Below are 21,491 nucleotides of genomic sequence, written 5' to 3' on the forward strand. Positions count from 1 at the left end.
CATGACGCGTCCGACAGGGGGCGAGGAGCACCTCGCCCCCGTCATCCCCCTCTTCGGCGCGCGCGGGACCGGATCGCAGGATGATCCGGTGGGAGCGGTGCCGCGTCACACCGGTGACGAGGGCCTCTGGCGTTCGGTGCTGGCCGACGGTCCGAGGCGACACGACGCGTTCGCGGCCGACGAGAGTCCGAGTGACGGCGGCGACGCCGAGCCGGACGCCGACGAGGTGCGCCGGCGTGGTGAGGAGAGCCTGGTCCGCCGGCTGCGGGCCAAGCAGCTCTCGGTCTCCGAGGCCCGAACGGTCCTGCGCGACAATCACGTCGATCGCGAGGCGATCGAGGTGATCCTCGACGAGTTCCAGACCCGGGGCTATCTCGATGACCGGACACTGGCGTCACTGCTGGTGACCTCGGGCGTCGAGCGCAAAGGCCAGGGGCGAGTGGCGCTGTCACGGGCACTGTCGCAGCGCGGCATTCCCCGCGACATCATCGATGAGGCGTTGGAGGAACTGCCCGACGACGACGCGGAGCGCGCTCTCGAGTTCGCCCGCAGCAAGGCATCCGGGATGAGCCGTCTGGAGCCGGACACCGCGCTGCGACGCCTGCTCGGCCAGCTCGCCCGACGCGGGTACGCAGGCTCCGTCGCCATGAACGCGGCACGTACCGCACTGGGCGAGGTCGGCAGCGGCAGAAGCGGCGTGCGGTTCGTCGATTCGGACTGACGGCGGCGGGGCGGTGCCGCGCTGAGCCGCCCCGCTCCGCGGATCGTAGAATGGCAGGATCATGTCTTCTCTCTCCTCCGAACCGACGATCATCGCGCCCTCCACGGCCGCGATCGATGCCGATGGGCGCCGGCGCTCCTACGAGGTCCGCACCTTCGGCTGCCAGATGAACGTGCACGACTCCGAGCGTCTCTCCGGGTCGCTGGAGAGCGCCGGGTACGTCCCGGCGGGTGCCGGCGAGGACGCCGACATCGTGATCATCAACACCTGCGCGGTACGGGACAACGCGGCGGGCAAGCTCTACGGCACTCTCGGCCATCTGAAGTCGCGCAAGGACAAGCATCAGGGCATGCAGATCGCCGTCGGCGGCTGTCTCGCACAGATGGACCAGCAGGCCGTGCTCGACAAGGCGCCGTGGGTGGATGTGGTGTTCGGCACGCACAACATGGGCTCGCTGCCGGGGCTCCTGGAACGTGCACGCCACAACGGCGACGCTGAGCTCGAGATCCTCGAGGCGCTCGAGGTCTTCCCCTCGACACTGCCCACCAAGCGCGACTCCGCGCACAGCGGCTGGGTGTCCATCTCGGTCGGCTGCAACAACACCTGCACGTTCTGCATCGTGCCGAGCCTGCGCGGCAAGGAGAAGGACCGTCGGCCCGGCGACATCCTCAACGAGATCCGTCTGCTCGTCGAGGACGGCGCGATCGAGGTCACGCTGCTCGGCCAGAACGTCAACTCCTACGGCGTCGAGTTCGGCGACCGTCAGGCCTTCAGCAAGCTGCTGCGCGCGGCCGGTGAGATCGAGGGGCTCGAGCGCATCCGGTTCACGAGTCCGCATCCGGCCGCGTTCACCGACGACGTCATCGACGCGATGGCCGAGACGCCGAGCGTGATGCCGCAGCTGCACATGCCCCTGCAGTCGGGCAGCGACCGGGTCCTCAAGGCGATGCGCCGCTCCTATCGCAGCTCCCGCTACCTCGGCATCCTCGACCGCGTGCGCGAGCGGATCCCGCACGCCGCGATCACCACCGACATCATCGTCGGCTTCCCGGGCGAGACCGACGAGGACTTCGAGGACACCCTGCGCGTCGTGGAGCAGTCCCGCTTCTCGGGGGCGTTCACCTTCCAGTATTCGATCCGTGAAGGCACGCCTGCTGCGACGATGGAGCAGCAGGTGCCCAAGGAGGTCGTGCAGGAGCGCTACGACCGACTGATCGCCCTGCAGGAGCGCATCTCACTCGAAGAGAACCAGAAGCAGGTCGGCCGCGAGGTCGAGGTCCTGGTGTCGGTCGGTGAGGGCAAGAAGGATGCCGAGACGCACCGGCTCACCGGTCGCGCGGAAGACAACCGGCTGGTGCACTTCGAGGTGACACCGGGATCGGAGCTGCCTCGTCCCGGCGACGTCGTGACGGTGACCATCACGCACGGCGCTCCCTTCCACCTCCTCGCCGACGACCCGACCGGAGCGCCCCTGCGGATCCGGCGCACTCGCGGCGGCGACGCCTGGGACCGCGCGCAGGCGGCGTCCTGCGCCGTGCCGGCGGCCACGGGGGAGGCGGGCGCTCCGCGCGCCGTCTCGCTGGGGTTGCCGACCCTGCGCGCGGGAGTGTGACTCCGACGGCGCCCGGCCCGCGCCTGTGGGCCGTCGTCGGCGCCACCGGGACGGGCAAGAGCGATCTCGCGCTCGATCTCGCCGAGAGTCTGAGGTCCCGCGGCAACGCGGCGGAGATCGTCAACGCCGACGCCATGCAGCTGTACCGGGGCATGGACATCGGAACGGCGAAGCTCTCCGCGGAGGAGCGCCGACACATCCCGCACCACCTCTTCGACGTGCTCGAGGTCACCGAAGAGGCCGCCGTCGCCGGATACCAGCCCGCGGCGCGGGCGGCAGTGCAGGACATCCACGCACGCGGTGGCGACGCGATCCTCGTGGGCGGCTCGGGCCTGTACGTCTCGAGCGTGATCTTCGACTTCCGGTTCCCGCCGAGGGACGTCGCTGTGCGTGCGGCACTGGAGACCGAGCTCGACGATCTCGGCGCCGGAGAACTGTTCGAGCGGCTGCGGCAGCAGGATCCGGTCACCGCCGCGCGCATCGACCCCAGGAACGGGCGGCGCATCGTGCGGGCACTCGAGGTGCTCGCGCAGGGTGGCGTCACCCATGGCGCGGCTCTGCCGGACGAACCGGCGCTCTGGCTCCCGCAGACCCGGATCCTCGGCATGCACACCCCCAGAGAGGTGCTCGTGGAGCGTCTCGACCGGCGCGTCGAGCGCATGTGGCGGGACGGGATGCTCGATGAGGTCGCTCGGCTCCGCGAGGCCGGGATCGAGGGCGGTGCCACCGCGTCGCGAGCGATCGGGTACGCGCAGGCCCTGGCGCAGCTGCGCGGGGACGTCTCCGAACAGCAGGCGGTCGCCGAGACCCAGGCGCTGACGCGTCGTTATGCGCGTCGTCAGGTCTCCTGGTTCAAGCGCTATCCGGGCATCGAGTGGCTCGAGCACCCGGTGGACGTCTTGGCACTCACGGCGTGACGCGTCTCGTCGCCGATGTCGGCGGCCTCGGCGAGGATGGGAGCATGAGCACCTGTTTCTACACCGCATCATCGCTCGACGGCTTCATCGCCACCCCCGACGATTCGCTGGACTGGCTGCTGAATCAGGACATCGACGAGAACGGTCCGATGGCGTACCCGGGGTTCATCGCCGACGTGGGCGCGCTCGCGATGGGGGCCACCACGTACGAGTGGGTGATGGAGCACGAGAACGGCGAGTGGACGTACGACCAGCCCACCTGGGTGTTCACGCACCGTGACCTGCGACCGCCGCAGCACGGTGACGTGCGCCTCGTGCAGGGGGATGTCCGGCGGGTGCACGCGGAGATGACCGCCGTGGCAGAGGGGCGGGACATCTGGATCGTCGGCGGCGGAGAGCTCGCCGGGCAGTTCGCCGACGCGGGGCTGCTTGACGAGGTCTGGGTGCAGTTCGCACCCGTGACCCTCGGCGCCGGAGCACCCCTGCTGCCGCGTCGGCTCGACCTCGAGCTGATCGACGTCGCGCGCAACCGCGCCTTCGCCTGCACCCGGTATCGCGTGCTTCACGACGCGCAGGGGCGAGACGCCGCATGAACCTTCAGCTGAGATCGTTCGCCCCGGGGGATGCGGATGCCGTGGTCGCCCTGTGGGATGAGGCCGGCCTGACCCGTCCGTGGAACGACCCGTACGCCGATATCGAGCGTTCCCGCGCGGTGTGGCCTGATCTGCTCCTCGTCGCCGAGGATGGCGGGCGCATCGTCGGATCGGTCATGGCCGGCTACGACGGGCACCGCGGCTGGCTGTACTACCTGGCCAGCGCCGCGAACCGGCGAGGCGAAGGCATCGGGCGGCTGCTCGTGGAAGAGGCGGAGCGACGCCTCGTCGCGTTGGGCTGTCCGAAGGTGCAGCTGATGGTGCGACCAGGCAACGAGATCGTGCTCGCCTTCTACGACCGGATCGGCTCCGAGCGAATCGACGTCGCGATGAGCGGCAGGCGACTCATCGCCGATGCGGCCGGCGAGCGGACGGCGTGAGCATGCGGGCATCCGGCGCTCTCTAGACTGTTCCCATGGTCGCATTCACCAAGGGACACGGCACCGGCAACGACTTCGTCATCATCGAGGACGTCGATGGGAATCTCGATCTGACTCCCAGCCAGGTGCAGGCCCTGTGCGACCGGAACTTCGGCGTCGGGGCCGACGGCGTGCTGCGCGTGGTGCGCTCCGCATCCCTCCCCGAAGGGTCCGCCGCTCTCGAGGAGGAACCCGGCGCGGAGTGGTTCATGGACTACCGCAACGCCGACGGCTCCATCGCCGAGATGTGCGGCAACGGCATCCGGGTGTTCGTGCACTACCTGCTCCGCTCAGGCCTGGCGTCCATCGAGCCGGGGGCGACGGTGCCGATCGGCACCCGCGCGGGCGTGCGCGACGTCATCCGCAGCGAGAACGGCTATCAGGTCGATCTCGGAAGATGGCGGCTCGCGGGCGGCGAGCCGCTGGCGCGCGCATCCGGCCTCGCGGTCGCACGACCCGGCCTCGGCATCGACGTCGGCAATCCGCACGTGGTCGTCGCACTGGCCTCGGAGGACGAGCTCGCCGGTCTCGACCTGAACCCGACCCCGGTTCTCGACCCCGCGCCCGTCGGAGGCGCGAACGTCGAGTTCGTGGTGCCGGGCGAACCCCTCGTGCGCGACGGGATCGGGCACGTGCGCATGCGCGTGCACGAGCGCGGTGCGGGCGAGACGCTCAGCTGCGGCACCGGTGCGGTGGCATCCGCCCTCGCCGTGCGGCACTGGGCCGGGGCCCGAGCACCGCACCAGTGGCGCGTCGAGGTGCCGGGAGGAACGCTCGGCGTGCGCATGTTCCCCGCGGAGGACGGCGAGCACGTCGCGCTGTCGGGACCGGCGCAGCTCGTGTACCGCGGCGAGATCGATCTCGCCTGAGCTCAGCACGCCCGCCGTACGACGACGCGGAATGCGACGCCGAATGACGCGCGACAAGCGCGTCGGGCGCTCCATCGTCCACCATGGTGGGCATGAGCAAGCAGATCCGCTTCAACGCCTTCGACATGAACTGCGTCGCCCATCAGTCGTCGGGACTGTGGCGTCATCCTCTCGACCAGTCCTCGCGGTACAAGGAGCTGAGCTACTGGACCGAGCTGGCGAAGCTGCTGGAGCGAGGACACTTCGACGGGCTCTTCATCGCCGATGTGCTCGGGACCTATGACGTCTACGGCGACTCGAACGAGGCCGCCATCCGTCACGCCGCTCAGGTGCCGGTGAACGATCCGATCCTGTTGGTGAGCGCGATGGCGGCCGTCACCGAGAACCTCGGCTTCGGCGTGACGGCGGGAACAGCCTATGAGCATCCTTATCCGTTCGCACGGCGCATGACGACCCTCGATCACATCACGCAGGGGCGGGTCGGCTGGAACGTGGTCACCGGATACCTCCCGTCGGCCGCACGCAACATGGGGCACGACGATCAGGTCGAGCACGATCAGCGCTACGACATCGCCGATGAGTACCTCGACGTGGCCTACAAGCTCTGGGAGGGCTCGTGGGAGGACGATGCGGTCATCCGCGATCGCGAGACCGGGGTCTTCACCGATCCGTCCAAGGTGCACCCCATCGCACACCACGGCGAGCACTTCACGGTGCCGGGCATCCACATCTCGGAGCCGTCGCCGCAGCGCACGCCCGTCGTCTACCAGGCCGGCGCCTCGCCGAGGGGCATCGCGTTCGCCGCGGGGAACGCCGAGGCGATCTTCGTCGCCGCGCCGACCAAGAGCGTGCTCGCCGCGACCGTCGGCCGCATCCGCGACGCGCTCGAGGCGGCCGGACGCGATCGTCACTCCGCCAAGATCTACACGCTGCTCACGATCATCACCGATGAGACGAGCGAAGGAGCGCACGCGAAGCACGAGGAGTACCTGTCGTACGCCAGCGGCGAAGGAGCGCTGGTGTTCATGTCCGGCTGGATGGGGATCGACCTGTCGACCTACGACCTCGACGAGCCGATCGGGAACGTCAAGAGCAATGCCATCCAGTCGACGGTCGCGAACTTCCAGCAGAACACCGACGACGGCAGGACCTGGACGGTGCGCGACATCGCGCGGCTCGGAAGCATCGGCGGCCTGGGGCCGCGGGTCGTCGGCTCTCCCGCGGAGGTGGCGGACTTCCTCCAAGAGTGGGTGGAGGAGACGGATGTGGACGGATTCAACCTCGCCTACGCGATCACCCCGGGGACCTTCGAGGACGTCGTCGAGCACATCGTCCCGGAGTTGCAGCGTCGCGGCGTCTACCAGACCGAGTACACCCCGGGCACGCTCCGGCACAAGCTCTTCGGACGCGGTGACCGGCTGCCGTCGGAGCATCGCGGCGCCGCGTTCAGCGTGAGCTCGCCCGCGCGGGTCTGAGTCGGCACGGGCCATCTCGCCGCGCCCGAGCGCAGCGCCGGTCAGGCGACGATGACGGGAGCGGTCGGCGGGCTGCCGTGCCTGCGCACCTTCTGCACCCGGTAGCCCTTGCCCGTGGCGGCGCGGTGGATGCTGTAACCGGAGTCGAACGTCGCGGCGAGCCAGCGCTGCAGCGAGTCCGCCCCGAGATTGCGCTGAACGACCATCCACGCGTCGCTGCGCTCCTCGAGTCGGGGGAGCCACTTCTCGAGCATGTCGTGCAGCTCGCTCTTGCCGACGCGGATGGGCGGGTTCGAGCGTATGGTGCGGAATGTCACATCGGCGGGAACATCCTCGGGCCGCACGGCGTTGACATTGGTGAGGCCCAGCGCCTCGGCGTTGCGGCGGGTGAGATCCAGGGCCCGCTCGTTGACGTCGACGGCCCACACGGTGGCGTGCGGGGCGGAGAGGGCCATGGTGAGCGTGATCGGCCCCCAGCCGCACCCGAGGTCGAGGAAGTCGCCCCCCGGCGGCAGGGGAGGCATGTTCGCGAACAGCACGGCCGTTCCGGCATCCAGGCGATCCGGGCTGAAGACCCCACCCGCGGTGGTGAGGTCGAGCTCGCGCCCCGCGAGGGTGACGTGAATCGTGCGCAGGTTCTCTGCACTTGCCGGGGCCGCGCTGAAGTAGTGGTCGGACGGCATGCAGTGAGCGTACCGGATGGCGGGGGCTAAGGTTAAGGCGCTCTGATCGGCGCACCAGGGCAGAAGCAGTCGAAGAAAAGGACCGGATGACGAAGACGAACGACGAGAACACCCCGGCGGATGCGCTGGACCGCGTGCTCGCACACGCGGAACCGCGGACCGAGGCGAGAGTGTTCGGCGCCGCTCAGGCTCTGCAGGACGCCACGACCGCGACGCACGGAGCCGCTGACGGCGAGCAGTGGGATCTCGAGGATCGACACGCGCTGCGCCGCGTCGCCGGCTTGTCCACCGAGCTCGAGGACGTCACCGAGGTCGAGTACCGTCAGCTGCGGCTGGAGAACGTCGTGCTCGTGGGCGTGTACCCGCAGGGCGCGCAGGATGACGCCGAGAACTCGCTGCGCGAGCTCGCCGCCCTCGCCGAGACGGCCGGTGCGGCCGTGCTCGACGGTCTGCTGCAGCGACGTCCGCACCCCGACCCGGCCACCTACCTGGGGCGCGGCAAGGCTCAGGAGCTCAAGGACATCGTCGCGGCCGTGGGTGCCGACACCGTGATCGCCGACACCGAGCTCGCGGCCAGCCAGCGCCGGGCGCTGGAGGACGTCGTCAAGGTGAAGGTCATCGATCGCACCACGGTGATCCTGGACATCTTCAGCCAGCACGCCAAGAGTCGCGAGGGCAAGGCGCAGGTGGAGCTCGCGCAGCTGGAGTACCTGCTGCCGCGCCTGCGCGGCTGGGGCGATTCGATGAGCCGCCAGGCCGGTGGCCAGGTGGGAGCCGGAGGAGCGGGCATGGGCTCGCGCGGACCGGGCGAGACGAAGATCGAGCTCGACCGGCGTCGCATCCGCACCCGCATGGCGCAGCTGCGCAAGCAGATCCGTGATTTCGCGCCCGCTCGCGACGCGAAGCGCGCCGAGCGCAAGCGCAACACGATCCCGTCGGTCGCGATCGCCGGGTACACGAACGCCGGAAAGTCGAGTCTGCTCAACGCCTTGACCAGCGCCGGCGTCCTCGTCGAGAACGCGCTGTTCGCGACGCTGGATGCGACCGTGCGCCGCGCCGAGACCCACGACGGGCGGGTGTACACGCTCTCCGACACCGTCGGCTTCGTGCGCAACCTGCCGCACCAGCTCGTCGAGGCGTTCCGCTCCACCCTCGAGGAGGTCGGCCAGGCCGACGTCATCGTGCACGTCGTCGACGGCTCGCATCCCGATCCGTCGGCACAGCTGCAGACCGTTCGGGACGTGATGGGCGACGTGGGGGCGCGCGACATCCCCGAGCTGGTCGTGTTCAACAAGGCCGACCTCGTGGACGAGGATGAGCGGCTGGTGCTGCGCGGACTCGCACCCGACGCACACTTCGTCTCCTCGCGCACGGGGGAGGGCATCGACGAGCTGCGCGCGACCATCGAGCGGATGCTGCCCATGCCGGCGGTCGAGGTGCGGGTGCTCGTGCCCTACGACCGCGGCGACCTGGTCTCGGCCGTGCACGAGACGGGGGTGCTGCTGTCCGCACAACATGAGGAGGGCGGAACGCTCGTGCACGCGCACGTGTCCGAGCGCCTCGCTGCGGAGCTCGCGCCGTTCGGCGTCGCCTGACAGAGCCCGCCGGCGACGCCGCCGGCACACAACGCGAAGGGCCCGAGCTCCGCATGATGCGGAGATCGGGCCCTTCGGCAGGTGACAACGGCTTTCCGGTCGAGCTCTGCTCGCCGGTCTGTGGAGCTGGGGGGAATCGAACCCCCGTCCGACGCTGCTCATCCACGTCTTCTCCGGGCGCAGTCTGTGGAGGCGTTCTGCTCGGCTCCGACCTTTGTCACAGACACCTAAGTCGACGAGCCCAGCCTGGGAAGAGTCCCACGTGACGTCCAGACGCCATCACGCAGCAAGATCCCTAGATGACGCCAGGGTCCGTATCGGGATCACATACGGTCTGACGGACTATCGGGCTCGCTTAGGCAGCGAGGGCGAAGTCGTTGCGCTTGGATTCGGCAACTATTGGTTTGCAGGGAGCGTTCACGAGATAACCCTGCATCCTCGGCCCGCTTCCCGTCGATACACAGGCGCCGTCGAAACCGATCAGCCCCGTGGACCCTCTCGCGAAGGAGCCGCTGTCACACTGTGGAATTACCATCCGGGTGCTGACGCGCCCGGCCTCACAGACTACAACGGATCCCGACCCCGCGCTATTCCGCCGAGGGTGGGAGGCGTGACGTACAGTCGCTCTCATGAGCGATGTCATCATCACGGTGCGCGGCGAGCACGAGCTGCGCGTGGCGCCGGAGCGCGCCACCGTCCACCTCTCCGTCTCCTTCGACGGGTCCGATCGGGCACAGGTCGTCGAGCGGACGCTCGCCGCCGCGGCGCCCGTGCGGGCAAGCATCGAAGCGCGCAGTGCGGATGGCGGCGTCACCGAATGGACCAGCCAGCGGATGAACGTCTACGCCGACCGACCATGGAACAGCGAGGGGCGGCGCCTGGCGCCGGTGTTCCGCGCGAACGTCGACTTCACCGCGACATTCGCCGACCTCTCGGACATGTCGGTGTGGGTGACGGAGCTCACGGTCGCAGACGGCGTGAGCATCGGCCACGTGGACTGGCACCTCACCCCGCAGACCGAGGCCGAGGTGGAGCGGGAGGTCGCCACCCAGGCCGTGGGCGTGGCGCTCACCCGTGCTCGCGCCTACGCGGACGCGCTGGGGCTGTCGACGATCACGCCGCTCGAGATCGCGGACCGCGGACTCATGTCCGCCGGTGCGCCGCCGCAGGCCAAGGCCGCGATGATGCGCGGCGGGGCGATGGCCATGGATTCGGCGCCCTCGATGGAGTTCCAGGGCGAGGAGATCACCGTCTCGGCGACCGTCGAGGGCAGGTTCGCCGCGAGCTGAGTCCGTTCAGGTCGTCGGTCGCAGCCCACCGAGAGACACCACGAGGATCTCGTCGGCGAGCAGCACCGGATCGACCGGGCCGTCGGGCCGGTACCACTCCACCACGGAGTTGATCATGCCGAAAATCAGTCGCGTCGCGACACCGGCATCCAGGTCCGCGCGCACGAGTCCATCGGCCTGCGCTTCGCGGACCAGCTCCGTCACGCGGTGGTCGAAGCTCCGCCGCCGAGTGAGGGCCGCGGCCTCGATGTCGCTGTTGCCGCGCAGGCGCAGCAGCAGGGTGACCTGCGGCTGACGCTCGGTGAGCACCTGCACGGCGCCGCGGATGATCGCCGTCAGCCGCTCGGTCGCGGTCGGTCGCATCAGAGCATCCTCCAGCGCCTGCTCCAAGCCGCCGAGGGCCTCCTCGAGCGCGATCTGCAGGATCTGCTCCTTGGAATCGACGTGGTGATACAGCGCGGATTTCGTCACGCCGAGTCGCTTCGTGAGGTCGGCGACCGAGGTGGCGTCGTAGCCCTGTTCGTTGAAGAGGGCGACGCCGGCGCGGATCACGTCCGCGCGGTCGTGCCCGGGGCGTCCGCGGCGCGCCGGACGGGTGTCTGTCGTCACGACCGCAACCTCGCCATGTGGTCAAACATATCCCGGATCGGTGCGACCGGCGCGGGCGCAGGCGAGGGCCGGAAGACGACTAAGCTGGACACGTCATCCGACGATCTGGAGGTTCTCGACGTGGTCGACTTCATCGTGTTCATGGTTCTGTTCCTCGGCGGGATCTACCTGTTCGGGATCTCGCACGTGATCCCGACCGCACAGGGCGTCGTGTTCTCCGCGGGCATCCTCCTGGTCAGCCTCGCGCTCGCCTGGGTCATGCGCCAGCGCGGCTCCGACACGCGCCGCACCGACAACTGGAACCGGCGCAACCAGTGATCGCCCGGCGCCGCACACCGGTGCGGCGCCCACTTCTCGGGGGCTGCCTCACTCATCCCATTCGATCAGCAGCAGCCCCTGCTTCGTGTCCGCGAACTTCACCCATCCGTCGCCGAACTCGTAGGTCATCCCGTAACCGTCCTCGTCGGTCGCGATCGCGTACGCCGGATCCTCGGTGAAGTACGTCTCGCCTTCCTCCTCCGACCGCAGCCACCCGTCGCGCTGCAGGCCAGCCTGCGCGGTGCGGGAGGCGTCGGCGCCCAGCAGGCCCCAGGCATACATCTGCCCGTGGTCGGATGCCGTGGTGAAGTCGGCCCACATGCACAGCAGGCCCTCGCTGACGAGGGTCTCGCCGATGCGGAACTCCTCCTGCTTGAAGGTCCAGCCCTGAGAGGTGAGGGCATCCACGGTGCCGGCGGAGACGATCGTCTCACACTCCGGTTCCGCTCCCGGAGCCGGAGTGGAAGGCTCGTCGTCGGCGCCCGCGGTGATGGTCGCCTTCGGCGTGGTGTCCGCGGCGGGCGAGGAGGGCTGCGGCGCCTGCGGTTGCGCGGTGGAGCCGCAGGCGGAGAGGGACAGGACCGCTACGAGTGCGGCGGCAGCGAGGGAGATGCGGGAAGTCATGTGATCCGTGGGGGAGTGTGCGTGCGGCGCTAGGAGCGCGACACGTCGCGGAACAGGTCGAGGAAGGTGTCGTGGAGCAGGCCGTTCGTGGCGAGAGCGGACAGGTCGGAGAGGGTCTCGGTCCCGTCGAACGCTGTCATGCGGCCGCCGGCCTCGCGGACGATGGGGACGGCCGCGGCGATGTCGTACTCTTTCACGTCGAACTCGGCGACCATGTCGATGCGGCCCTCGGCGAGGAGCATGTAGCTGAAGATGTCGCCGTAGGCGCGGTCTCGCCACACGCGGTCGGCGAGGGCGAGAAGCTCGGGCAGTCGTCCCGCATCCCTCCACTGCGCGATGCTCTGGAAGCTGACGCTCGCCTCGTCGAGGGAGCCGACGTCCGAGACCCGCAGGGGACGCGGGTCGCCGCCGGTGGCGGTCCACGACCCGCTGCCGGCGGATGCCCACCAGCGGCGGCCGAGCGCGGGCATGCTGACGACGCCGACCTGGGGCACGCCGTCGACCGCGAGCGCGATCATGGTGCCCCACAGCGGCACCCCGCGCAGGAAGTTGGCGGTGCCGTCGATGGGGTCGATGATCCACTGGCGGCGGGCGTCGCCCTGCTCGCCGTACTCCTCGCCGAGGATGCCGTCGTCGGGCCGCTCGACGGCGAGCAGTTCGCGGATCGCGCGCTCGGTGGCCAGATCGGCATCCGTGACGTGGGAGCGGTCGGCCTTGCGGGACACCTCCAGGTCGGGGGCGTCGAAGCGGGGGAGCGACTGAGCGTCGGCGGCGTCGGCGAGACGAAGAGCGAGGGAGAGATCGGCGCGGAAATCTGTGGCTGTGAGGGGGACGGTCACGTGACCAGGATAGTTCTGGCCCGGTACCGCGAACCCGGCCGCCGGGCATCGGTCGCGTAACGTTACGCAACGCGCCCGAGGCGCCGAGGCGATTTGGCTCGGCCCTCACCCGCTGGTAATGTAATTCCTCGGCCGGGGATGCTTCCCGGGCCACGCACCTCTAGCTCAATCGGCAGAGCAACTGACTCTTAATCAGTGGGTTCAGGGTTCAAGTCCCTGGGGGTGCACGGACAGGCTCCGTATACTCTCGCCAGTATGCGGAGCCTTTCTGCATCCCGGGTCGCCAACCGGTCAACGCTCCTGCACGACGGCGGCCGCCTCGTCCACGGTGTCGACGAGATGCACATGCTCTTCCATCGGCCGCCCCTTCGCGAGGGACTGCAGAAGCGGCCAGGCAGGGTGACGCTCGGTCCAGTACTCACGCCCCACGAGCACCATCGGCGCCGTGGACGACTCGTCCGCGTAGTAGTTCTCGCAGGCGTCCTGAAAGATCTCCTGCACGGTGCCGCCCGCGCCGGGCAGGAACACGATGCCGGCCTCGCAGATCTCCAGAAGGATCGCCTCCCGCTGAGCATTGCGGAAGTACTTCGCGATGGCACTCGCGAAGACGTTGGGCGGCTCGTGCCCGTAGTGCCAGGTCGGGATGCCGAGGGAGTCGGTGCCCTCCGGGAAGCGCGAGCGCACCTCGAACGCCGCGCGCGCCCAGTCGCCGATGCTCGGAACGAACGACGGAACCGTCTCCAGCATCCGGACCGCCTCGGTCACGGCCCTCTCGCCGTAACCGGCGAGGTAGCCGCCCAGGTTCACCGCCTCCATCGCACCGGGGCCGCCTCCGGACGCCACCGTCAGGGTGCGCGAGAGGAGCTGGCCGAGCCGTGCGCCGTCCGCATAGGCGGGCGTGCCGCGACCCGTGCTGTGCCCGCCCATCACCCCGACCAGTCGCCTGTCCTGACGCCACTCTTCGAGCGCCTGCCCGATGCTGTGGTCGTGCAGTGCCTGAGCCAGTGCGGTGTCCGTCGAGTTCTCGTGCTGCGACCAGGCGTACACCCGTGCATCCGTACTCCGGAGGTAGTCGGCGTCGTCGTAGAGCTCCTCGGGCCGGTACAGCCTGCTGCGGTAGGTGTCGACGGGCACGTCCGGGATCGCCGGGAACACGATCGCCCCGCGGGAGCGCACCGATTCGCCGTCCTCGGGGCGCAGCAGACATCCCAGGAACAGGGCGCCCGAGACCTCCAGCGACCGCAGTTCGGCGCCGCGTTCGCCGAGATCGATGCCGCGCAGCCTCCAGCCGTCGAGCGAGCGGGCACCGGAGCGCAGACGACCGTCGAAGTCGGCGAGCGAGTCGACGTCGATGACGCGGCCGTGAGTTCTCCTCATGCCACGAGATTAGGCGATCGTGCTTCCGTCATCCGCGGCTCGGTGACATCATGGCGACCAGGAGGTAGTCATGATCGAGCTCGATGACATCGACCAGGACGAGGACGGTGCACTCACCGCCAGCGTCGAACTGCCCGGCGGCCGGCGCGTCACCGTGGAGTACGAGTTCGATGAGGAGTTCGAGCGCGACGATGACGAGGACGACGGCGGTGACGGTGAGATCGACGACATCGAGCGCGAGGACCTTCCCGACATGGACACCATGCAGTCGACGGTTCAGCATGCGCTCGCGCGCCTGAGCGAAGAGGTGCTGGACGCGCGTGAGCGCGAGGTCGCAGAGGAGCTGACGGAGGCGGCCTACGAGGACGACGACGAGGTGGACCTGTCGGAGACGCTGCAGTCGCTGAAGGACGACATCGCGCTGGATGGCGTCGTCGTCTTCGGCGACGGGGGCATGACGCTGCTGTACGTCGCGCCCGAGGAGTACCCGGATCTGATGATCTACTGTCTGCTCGACGAGGACCTGGAGATCGACGACCTGATGGTCGAGTAGCGCATCCTCGCGCCGTTCAGGCGGCGTCACCCATGAGGATCGCCTCCGCGTCCTCCGCGGCACCGTCGCCCTCGTCGTCGATGTGTGCGAGCGCACGTCGCCCGAAGAGCACAGTGAGCGCCGCGATCAGCACGGATGCCGCGGCGAACAGATAGGGCACCGTGTCGCCGAACGCGTGGGCGAGGGCGGCGGCGACCGGCGGGGCCATGGCACCGCCCAGGAAGCGCACGGCGGAGTACGCCGAAGAGGCGACCGAGCGCGGTAGATCGGTGGCTTCCATGACCGCCTCGGTCAGCACGGTGTTCATCACGCCCAGCAGCAGGCCACCGACGATGATGCAGGCGACCAGTGCCGCGGAGCTGCCGACGACGAGGCCGGCCGCCACGAGGTCCACGGCCAGCAGCGGCAGGGTGAGAAGGATGATGCTCGTCCGGGACATCCGCCGCATCAGCGCGGGAGCGACCCAGACGCTGGTGATCGCCAGAGCGAGGCCCCAGCCGAAGAACGTGAACCCGATCCCCATCGCACCGAAGCCGAGGGGGAACGGAGAGAAGGCGAGCAGGACGAAGAAGCCGATGTTGTAGAACAGCGCGGCAACCGCGAGGATGGCGAGCGCCGGCCGTCCGAGAGCGCGGAACGGCGCGGAGAACGGCATCGGCGCGCGCTTGTCGCCGCTGTCGCGCACCAGCGTGAGCACGGCGATGAAGCCGATGGACATGAGCGCGACGACTCCGAAGAACGGCCCGCGCCAGCTCATCTCACCCAGCAGCCCGCCCAGCAGGGGACCGACCGCGATGCCGAGCCCGAGAGCGGCCTCATACAGCACGATCGCGGCGCCGCTTCCGCCGGCGGCCGCGCCGACGATCGTGGCCAGAGCGGTGGAGATGAACAGGGCATTGCCCAGGCCCCAGCCGGCGCGGAACCCGATCACCGCGTCGACGCTGCCGCTCACGGCGCAGAGCAGTGCGAACGCCACGATCAGTCCGAGGCCGATCAGCAGTGTCGCCTTCGCGCCGATGCGGCTGGAGATCCAGCTGGTGACGAGCATCGCCAGTCCCGTGACGAGGAGGTAGCTGGTGAACAGGAGCTCCGTCTCGACAGGGGACGCCTCGAGGGATTCCGCGATGGCGGGCAGGATCGGGTCGACCAGTCCGATGCCCATGAAGGCGACCACGCAGGCGAAGGCGACCGCCCACACCTGCGCCGGCTGGCGCCATACCGATCCCTGTGTTGTCCCGCTCATGCGGCGTCTCCTCTCGTGTTGGTCTCCTGGGCGTGCGCGGCGAGGATCTCGGCGGCGCGGTGGAGCGTCGCCCAGTCGGCGTCGTCGAGGTCCGTGAATCGCGGGGCGAGTGTTTCGCGCATCTGCGAGCGCCAGGCGATGATCGCCTGCCGTCCCGCGTCGGTCGCGGACACCAGTGTCGCGCGGGTGTCGGACGGGTCGGCGGACCGGCCGACCAGCCCCGTCTGCTCGAGCGTCCCGACCAGCCGGGTCATCCCGGGCTGGGTGGTGCGCGCCGCGGACGCGAGCTCACCGAGGCGCATCGCCCCCTGCCTTTCCAGGATGCTGAGCGCGCGCCACTGCGCGGAGGGTGCGTCGTTGCCCGCATCCTGCGCGGCGATCCGCGCGAGTGCATGCGCCGACAACACGATCGACGGGATCACATCCGCATTCTGCATACCATGCAGTATATACCCGATGGTATAAGTATCAGCCGCCGGCCACTGTGCGCCTGGTCCCCGCGATGCGAGATGAGAGCTGATGCGCATGCGCGAGGAGCGTGCGACCCAGCTGGGGGAGTCGATCCGGACCGAACCGGAACTCCACGCCGGTCAGGCTCAGTGCCCACTCCGGACGCCCGTCGCGATCGAAGACGGCGGCGCCGATTCCCCACGACCCCTCGACGATCAGGCCGGGGTTCACCGCGTAGCCGCGCGCCTTCGTCTCGCGCAGCCGCGTCCGCAGCGGTTTCTCGCCGTGCGGTCGCCCCCAGCGCTCGGCCAGCTCCGGGTGCCGCTCCAGGTAGGCATCCACATCGTGGTCGGACAGGAACGACAGGATGGCAAGCCCCGCGCTGGCCACGCCGAGCGGGAAACGGACGCCCTCGCTGAGCACGAAGGAGCGGATCGGGAAGGATCCTTCCTCGCGCACGAGGCAAACCGTCTCGTCCGCGCGCCGTGTGGAGAGGAAGGCGCTCTCCTCGGTCTTCACCGCCAGAGATCGCACGATGTCACGGGACAGCTCGGTGATGTCGTACCGGGAAGCCGCGACGGTTCCCATCAGGTACAGCTCGGGCCCCGGCATCCAGCGCGACGTCGCGGCGTCCTGATCGACCAGACCCTCCACGCGGAGGGCGGTGAGCAGGCGATGTGCCGTCGAGCGGCTCAGATCGGCTTCCCGCGCCAGTGCCTGCAGGGACGCACCATCAGCCGACGCCGAGACCAGTCGCAGCAGCGCCGCAGCCCTCGCCACCGCCTGGGCGCCGGGGACGGTACGTCTGGGGCGGGGCGAATGTTCCACGATGTGGACGCTAGCCGCATCTGAGACCACATCGCAAGCAGCCGGTTGCCGTGGCTTCGCGGCGGGCGGATGCTGGAGAGCACCCATCACGAAGGAGTGGCCTGTGATCGACAAGCAGTTCCCATCGGCGGCGGAGGCCGTCGCCGACATCCCCGACGGAGCCTCTCTCGCGGTGGGCGGCTTCGGCCTCTCGGGCAACCCGATGGTGCTCATCCAGGCGCTGCACGCCCAGGGCACCGGCGACCTCAGCGTGGTGAGCAACAACTGCGGCGTCGACGACTGGGGCCTCGGCATCCTTCTCGGTGCTCGGCGCATCCGCAAGATGACGTCGTCGTACGTGGGGGAGAACAAGGAGTTCGAGCGGCAGTTCCTCGAAGGGGACCTGGAGCTTGAGCTGACTCCGCAGGGCACGCTCGCCGAGAAGCTGCGGGCAGGAGGCTCGGGGATCGCGGCATTCTTCACCCAGACCGGCGTGGGCACGCAGGTGGCCGAGGGCGGGCTTCCGCGTCGCTACAACGCCGACGGTTCGATCGCGGTGGCCTCACCGGTCAAGGAGGTGCGCAGCTTCGACGTCCGCGGCGAGCAGCGCGACTTCGTGCTGGAGGACTCGATCACGACCGACTTCGCACTCGTGCACGCGCTTCGGGGTGACCGGCACGGAAACCTGATCTTCAACAAGGCGGCTCGCAACTTCAACCCGCTCGCGGCCATGGCCGGACGCGTGTGCATCGCCCAGGTCGAGGAGCTCGTCGAACCCGGCGACCTCGACCCCGATGCCGTCCATCTTCCGGGTGTGTACGTGCACCGCGTGGTCGAGGTGGGCACCGATATCGAGAAGCGCATCGAACGCCGCACCGTCCGCGCGCAGCAAGGAGCTTGAGCATGGCACTCACCCGTGACCAGATGGCGGCACGCGCCGCCCAGGAGCTCGCCGACGGCTCGTACGTCAACCTCGGCATCGGCCTGCCCACCCTCGTGCCCAATCATGTCCCCGCAGGCGTCACCGTCGTGCTGCAGTCCGAGAACGGCATCCTCGGCGTCGGGCCGTACCCCGCCGAGGCGGACGTCGATCCCGATCTGATCAACGCAGGCAAGGAGACCGTCACGCTGCTGCCGGGCGCGGCGTTCTTCGATTCGGCGACGAGCTTCGGCATGATCCGCGGCGGCAAGATCGACGCCGCCGTCCTCGGGGCCATGCAGGTCTCGTCGGGCGGCGACCTGGCGAACTGGATGATCCCGGGCAAGATGGTCAAGGGTCCGGGCGGGGCGATGGATCTCGTGCACGGTGCGGGCCGGGTCATCGTGCTCATGGAGCACGTCGCCAGAGACGGCTCGGCCAAGATCGTGAACGAATGCTCGCTGCCGCTGACGGGCAGGGGAGTGGTCGACCGCATCATCACCGACCTCGCAGTCATCGACGTGACCACGGATGGGCTCGTCCTGGTCGAGACCGCTCCCGGCGTGAGCGTGCACGACGTCATCGACGCGACCGAGCCGGCACTGGCCGTCTCGGAGGATCTGAAGGAGAACTCATGAGCGACATCGTCATCGTCGCGGCCGCACGCACCCCGCAGGGCCGGTTGAAGGGCCAGCTGGCCTCGTTCAGCGCACCAGAGCTGGGTGCGCTCGCCATCCGGGGCGCGCTGGAGCAGGCGTCCGTCGCGCCGGGAGACGTCGACGCCGTCATCATGGGCCAGGTGCTGGCGGCCGGCTCCGGCCAGAACGCCGCCCGTCAGGCGGCCATCGGGGCGGGCATCGGCTGGGAGGTCCCCGCCAGCTCGGTGAACAAGGTGTGCCTGTCGGGCCTGACCGCGATCATCGACGCGGCGCGCATGATCCGCACCGGCGATGCCACCACCGCGGTCGCCGGCGGCATGGAATCCATGACCCGCGCACCGCACCTGCTGATGGGCTCTCGCGACGGCTGGACCTACGGCAGCGTCGAGGTGCTCGACCACATGGCGCACGACGGCCTGACCGACGCGTACGACAGGGAGAGCATGGGCTCGTCCACCGAGCGCCACAACCCCCGCTACGAGATGACGCGCGAGCTCCAGGACGCCGTCGCGGCCCGTTCGCACCAGCGCGCGGCGGCCGGACAGCAGAACGGGTCGTTCACGGACGAGATCGTGCCCGTCACCGTCCCGCAGCGCAAGGGCGAACCGCTCGTGCTGACGGAGGACGAGGGGGTGCGGCCCGGCACCACCGTCGAGACGCTGGCCGGGCTCCGCCCCGCGTTCGCCGAGGGCGGCACCATCACGGCGGGCAACTCGTCGCAGATCTCCGACGGTGCGTCGGCGGTGATCGTGACGACCCGCGAGAACGCCGATGCGAAGGGCTGGCCCGTCCTCGCGGTCATCGGGGCCAACGGTCAGACTGCAGGGCCCGACAACTCGCTGCAGGCTCAGCCCGCTCGCGCGATCGAGCGCGCCCTCGCGAAGCAGGGGATCACGGCGGATCAGCTCGACCTCGTCGAGATCAACGAGGCCTTCGGCGCGGTCGTCGCGCGCTCGCAGCAGGAACTCGGCCTTCCCGACGACGTCGTCAACGTGCACGGTGGCGGCATCGCCGTCGGGCATCCGATCGGGGCCAGTGGCACCCGTCTGGTGGTCCACCTCGCCCACGAGCTCGCGAAGCGCGGATCCGGCACGGCGGTCGCCGCCCTATGCGGCGGCGGAGGTCAGGGCGAGGCGCTGATCCTCACGCGGTGAGCTGCCGCGCCGCCCTTCCGCCGGCGGCAGACGGCGCCGTCGCCGGGGGAGTCACGAGGATCAGCGCTCGGCGGCGAGGCGGGCGACCTCGTCGCGGCGCTTCTGCCTGCGATCGCGCTTGTCCGGCTTGGGCGCGAAGGGGGAGTCGGTCGCGACCGGGAGCCCCTTCTCCTGGCGGCGCATGTCCTTGATCGCGCCGATGGCCAGCGAGAGCGTGATGGCCCAGCTGACCCAGCCGAGGATCGCCCGCCAGGTGATGTCCTGGCCGCGCGAGCCGCGCAACAGGTTGACGCCGGTGGTGATGGCGCCGAGGAGTCCGGTACGAAGCAGATAGCGCATGCCAACACGCTAGCCGAGTGCTCAGGATGCCCGGGTAGGGTTGACAGCAGTTCCAGCTGTGTATCTACCGGCCGCCGGCTCCCCGGCGGACAGCGGCGGCACCCGACCCGGCGTCGCCGAGATGCGCGCCCGAGAGCCATGACACAGACCACCTCACACTCGCCGAGCCTGCTGCGCCTGGCCGGCCTTCCCTACTTCCTGATCGCCTTCGTCGCGCGGCTGCCGTTCGCGATGATGGTCGTGGGCGTGCTGACCATCGTGGTGAGCGCCCGCGGCTCGCTGGCGCTCGGCGGGCTCACCTCGGCTGCCGTCGGTGTGGGCACCGCGGTGATCGGGCCGTTTCTCGGCGCGGCGGCGGATCGCTACGGTCAGCGCCGGGTCCTCGTCGCCGCGGCGCTGCTCAACTCGGCGATGCTCGCCGGGTTCGCGGTCGTCGTCTACAGCTCGCTGGGCTCGGCCCTCGTGCTCGTCTCGGCGTTCGCGATCGGCGCGACCGCACCGCAGGTGTCTCCCATGTCGCGCTCGCGGCTCGTCACGATCATCGATGACCGGATGCCGCAGGAGCGCCGCGCCCGCACCACCTCGGCGACCATGTCCTACGAGTCCGCCGCCGACGAGACGGTGTTCGTGTTCGGGCCGTTCCTGGTCGGCGCGCTGGCCTCCTTCATCGCGCCGTGGGCGCCGATCGCTCTGGCATCCGCGCTCACTCTCCTCTTCGTCGGCGCCTTCGCCCTGCATCCGACCGGCCGCCACGTCTCCGCGACGCGAGGCGCGGACGGTGCGGCTCCGTCGTCGGCGGCCGAGCTGTTCCGTCCGCTCGTGCTGGTGGTGGTCGTCGGGATCTTCGGCGTCGGTCTCTTCTTCGGGTCGACCCTCACCGCGCTCACCTCCTTCATGGCCGACCTGGGCGCGGCCGAGCAGGCGGGGCTGCTGTACGGCGTCATGGGCATCGGCTCCGCGATCCTCGCGCTGGGCGTCGCCTGGCTGCCGGCCCGGTTCACGCTGCACGCCCGCTGGCTGACGTTCGGCGTCGTGCTGCTCGGCGGCTCGGTGCTCGTCGCGACGGCGTCCTCCGTCGGGGCGATGACGGTGGCGCTCGCCATCCTGGGCATCGGCGTCGGCCCGACGCTCGTCACGCTGTACAGCCTGGGCGCGGCGCGCAGCCCGCTGGGGCGCTCGGCCACGGTGATGACCATGCTCGGCTCCGGTGTCGTCGTCGGGCAGGCCGCAGCCTCGGCCATCACGGGAGAGCTGGCCGAGAGGGCCGGCACGGCTCCGGCCCTGCTGATGCCGTTGATCGCCTCGGCGATCGTCGTCGTGGCCGCTATCGCAAACCGCCTGCTCACGCCACCCCTGCGCTGACGCCG

The 21,491-nt window shown here is 69.7% G+C and carries 24 protein-coding genes, 1 tRNA gene and 1 other RNA gene; 16 read left to right on the forward strand and 10 right to left on the reverse strand.

What is annotated here, in order from left to right; translation table 11 throughout:
* Position 1 precedes the first annotated feature (1 nt).
* The 7 genes from ACFWHT_RS06285 to ACFWHT_RS06315 all read left to right on the forward strand — a co-directional run bounded on the left by ACFWHT_RS06285 (position 2) and on the right by ACFWHT_RS06315 (position 6,666).
* Positions 2-721, forward strand: a complete 720-nt coding sequence (locus ACFWHT_RS06285) for a regulatory protein RecX (protein ID WP_378826512.1) — start codon at positions 2-4, stop codon at positions 719-721.
* A 61-nt stretch (positions 722-782) separates the two neighbouring features.
* Positions 783-2,333: a tRNA (N6-isopentenyl adenosine(37)-C2)-methylthiotransferase MiaB gene (miaB, locus tag ACFWHT_RS06290; protein ID WP_378826514.1), complete on the forward strand. Its 1,551-nt coding sequence runs from the start codon at positions 783-785 to the stop codon at positions 2,331-2,333.
* A complete protein-coding gene (gene miaA / locus ACFWHT_RS06295; RefSeq protein WP_378826516.1) occupies positions 2,330-3,250 on the forward strand; it encodes a tRNA (adenosine(37)-N6)-dimethylallyltransferase MiaA in 921 nt (306 codons plus the stop codon). The genes miaB and miaA overlap by 4 nt, the downstream gene beginning before the upstream one ends.
* A gap of 44 nt (positions 3,251-3,294) precedes the next feature.
* On the forward strand, positions 3,295-3,843 hold the full coding sequence (locus ACFWHT_RS06300) for a dihydrofolate reductase family protein (RefSeq protein ID WP_378826518.1): 549 nt from the start codon (positions 3,295-3,297) through the stop codon (positions 3,841-3,843).
* Entirely contained in the window at positions 3,840-4,283 is a 444-nt protein-coding gene (locus ACFWHT_RS06305) for a GNAT family acetyltransferase (RefSeq protein WP_378826520.1), read from the forward strand. Before ACFWHT_RS06300 ends, ACFWHT_RS06305 begins: the two co-directional genes overlap by 4 nt.
* A 35-nt stretch (positions 4,284-4,318) precedes the next feature.
* The gene (gene dapF, locus ACFWHT_RS06310; protein WP_378826522.1) at positions 4,319-5,191 is read left to right on the forward strand and encodes a diaminopimelate epimerase; all 873 of its coding nucleotides are present in this window, start codon (positions 4,319-4,321) and stop codon (positions 5,189-5,191) included.
* Between the two features lie 92 nt (positions 5,192-5,283).
* Positions 5,284-6,666, forward strand: coding sequence for an LLM class flavin-dependent oxidoreductase (locus ACFWHT_RS06315; protein ID WP_378826524.1), 1,383 nt, complete (start codon positions 5,284-5,286; stop codon positions 6,664-6,666).
* Between the two features lie 41 nt (positions 6,667-6,707).
* Here ACFWHT_RS06315 and ACFWHT_RS06320 read toward each other — a convergent pair whose 3' ends face one another.
* Positions 6,708-7,349 (reverse strand): class I SAM-dependent methyltransferase, encoded by a 642-nt coding sequence (locus tag ACFWHT_RS06320; RefSeq protein WP_378826526.1) that lies wholly within the window; start codon positions 7,347-7,349, stop codon positions 6,708-6,710.
* An 86-nt stretch (positions 7,350-7,435) separates the two neighbouring features.
* Here ACFWHT_RS06320 and hflX point away from each other — a divergent pair, with 86 nt between their 5' ends.
* A complete protein-coding gene (hflX, locus tag ACFWHT_RS06325; RefSeq protein WP_378826528.1) occupies positions 7,436-8,944 on the forward strand; it encodes a GTPase HflX in 1,509 nt (502 codons plus the stop codon).
* 118 nt (positions 8,945-9,062) lie between these two features.
* Here hflX and ssrA read toward each other — a convergent pair.
* Positions 9,063-9,432: a transfer-messenger RNA gene (gene ssrA, locus ACFWHT_RS06330) on the reverse strand.
* A 141-nt stretch (positions 9,433-9,573) separates the two neighbouring features.
* On the opposite strand from ssrA, the gene ACFWHT_RS06335 reads away from it, so the two are divergent.
* Entirely contained in the window at positions 9,574-10,233 is a 660-nt protein-coding gene (locus tag ACFWHT_RS06335) for an SIMPL domain-containing protein (protein WP_378826529.1), read from the forward strand.
* A 6-nt stretch (positions 10,234-10,239) separates the two neighbouring features.
* Here the strand turns inward: ACFWHT_RS06335 and ACFWHT_RS06340 are convergent, their stop codons facing one another.
* Positions 10,240-10,842, reverse strand: coding sequence for a TetR/AcrR family transcriptional regulator (locus ACFWHT_RS06340; RefSeq protein WP_378826531.1), 603 nt, complete (start codon positions 10,840-10,842; stop codon positions 10,240-10,242).
* Between the two features lie 120 nt (positions 10,843-10,962).
* Between ACFWHT_RS06340 and ACFWHT_RS06345 the strand changes: the two genes are divergently transcribed.
* Entirely contained in the window at positions 10,963-11,160 is a 198-nt protein-coding gene (locus ACFWHT_RS06345; protein ID WP_378826532.1) for a hypothetical protein, read from the forward strand.
* Positions 11,161-11,208: 48 nt separating this feature from the next.
* Here the strand turns inward: ACFWHT_RS06345 and ACFWHT_RS06350 are convergent, their stop codons facing one another.
* Both ACFWHT_RS06350 and ACFWHT_RS06355 read right to left on the reverse strand, forming a co-directional pair.
* Positions 11,209-11,784 carry a hypothetical protein gene (locus ACFWHT_RS06350; protein ID WP_378826534.1) on the reverse strand — a complete coding sequence of 192 codons (576 nt, stop codon included), beginning with the start codon at positions 11,782-11,784 and terminating at the stop codon, positions 11,209-11,211.
* 29 nt (positions 11,785-11,813) lie between these two features.
* On the reverse strand, positions 11,814-12,623 hold the full coding sequence (locus tag ACFWHT_RS06355; protein ID WP_378826536.1) for an inositol monophosphatase family protein: 810 nt from the start codon (positions 12,621-12,623) through the stop codon (positions 11,814-11,816).
* A 154-nt stretch (positions 12,624-12,777) separates the two neighbouring features.
* Between ACFWHT_RS06355 and ACFWHT_RS06360 the strand changes: the two genes are divergently transcribed.
* A tRNA-Lys gene (locus tag ACFWHT_RS06360) sits at positions 12,778-12,850 on the forward strand.
* Positions 12,851-12,914: 64 nt separating this feature from the next.
* Here ACFWHT_RS06360 and ACFWHT_RS06365 read toward each other — a convergent pair.
* Entirely contained in the window at positions 12,915-14,000 is a 1,086-nt protein-coding gene (locus tag ACFWHT_RS06365; RefSeq protein ID WP_378826538.1) for an LOG family protein, read from the reverse strand.
* A 70-nt stretch (positions 14,001-14,070) separates the two neighbouring features.
* On the opposite strand from ACFWHT_RS06365, the gene ACFWHT_RS06370 reads away from it, so the two are divergent.
* Positions 14,071-14,553: a hypothetical protein gene (locus ACFWHT_RS06370; RefSeq protein WP_378826539.1), complete on the forward strand. Its 483-nt coding sequence runs from the start codon at positions 14,071-14,073 to the stop codon at positions 14,551-14,553.
* A 16-nt stretch (positions 14,554-14,569) separates the two neighbouring features.
* Here the strand turns inward: ACFWHT_RS06370 and ACFWHT_RS06375 are convergent, their stop codons facing one another.
* From ACFWHT_RS06375 to ACFWHT_RS06385, 3 genes are read right to left on the reverse strand one after another with little or no spacing between them, the layout of a single operon-like run.
* The gene (locus ACFWHT_RS06375) at positions 14,570-15,796 is read right to left on the reverse strand and encodes an MFS transporter (protein WP_378826541.1); all 1,227 of its coding nucleotides are present in this window, start codon (positions 15,794-15,796) and stop codon (positions 14,570-14,572) included.
* Positions 15,793-16,233, reverse strand: coding sequence for a MarR family winged helix-turn-helix transcriptional regulator (locus ACFWHT_RS06380; protein WP_378826543.1), 441 nt, complete (start codon positions 16,231-16,233; stop codon positions 15,793-15,795). The genes ACFWHT_RS06375 and ACFWHT_RS06380 overlap by 4 nt, the downstream gene beginning before the upstream one ends.
* Positions 16,234-16,264: 31 nt before the next feature.
* Entirely contained in the window at positions 16,265-17,074 is an 810-nt protein-coding gene (locus ACFWHT_RS06385; RefSeq protein ID WP_378826544.1) for an IclR family transcriptional regulator, read from the reverse strand.
* 103 nt (positions 17,075-17,177) lie between these two features.
* Here ACFWHT_RS06385 and ACFWHT_RS06390 point away from each other — a divergent pair, with 103 nt between their 5' ends.
* Genes ACFWHT_RS06390 through ACFWHT_RS06400 form a run of 3 tightly spaced genes read left to right on the forward strand, consistent with a single transcriptional unit; the run spans position 17,178 to position 19,785 of the window.
* Positions 17,178-17,954 (forward strand): CoA transferase subunit A, encoded by a 777-nt coding sequence (locus ACFWHT_RS06390; RefSeq protein WP_378826546.1) that lies wholly within the window; start codon positions 17,178-17,180, stop codon positions 17,952-17,954.
* Between the two features lie 2 nt (positions 17,955-17,956).
* Positions 17,957-18,610, forward strand: coding sequence for a CoA transferase subunit B (locus tag ACFWHT_RS06395; protein ID WP_378826549.1), 654 nt, complete (start codon positions 17,957-17,959; stop codon positions 18,608-18,610).
* The gene (locus ACFWHT_RS06400; protein WP_378826552.1) at positions 18,607-19,785 is read left to right on the forward strand and encodes an acetyl-CoA C-acetyltransferase; all 1,179 of its coding nucleotides are present in this window, start codon (positions 18,607-18,609) and stop codon (positions 19,783-19,785) included. Before ACFWHT_RS06395 ends, ACFWHT_RS06400 begins: the two co-directional genes overlap by 4 nt.
* A 60-nt stretch (positions 19,786-19,845) precedes the next feature.
* Here ACFWHT_RS06400 and ACFWHT_RS06405 read toward each other — a convergent pair whose 3' ends face one another.
* Entirely contained in the window at positions 19,846-20,124 is a 279-nt protein-coding gene (locus tag ACFWHT_RS06405; RefSeq protein ID WP_378826554.1) for a hypothetical protein, read from the reverse strand.
* Positions 20,125-20,262: 138 nt separating this feature from the next.
* On the opposite strand from ACFWHT_RS06405, the gene ACFWHT_RS06410 reads away from it, so the two are divergent.
* Positions 20,263-21,486: an MFS transporter gene (locus tag ACFWHT_RS06410; RefSeq protein WP_378826556.1), complete on the forward strand. Its 1,224-nt coding sequence runs from the start codon at positions 20,263-20,265 to the stop codon at positions 21,484-21,486.
* Positions 21,487-21,491: the final 5 nt, after the last annotated feature.

Origin of the sequence: Microbacterium sp. NPDC058342 (genome assembly GCF_042723935.1) — a bacterium.
GTDB lineage: Bacteria > Actinomycetota > Actinomycetes > Actinomycetales > Microbacteriaceae > Microbacterium.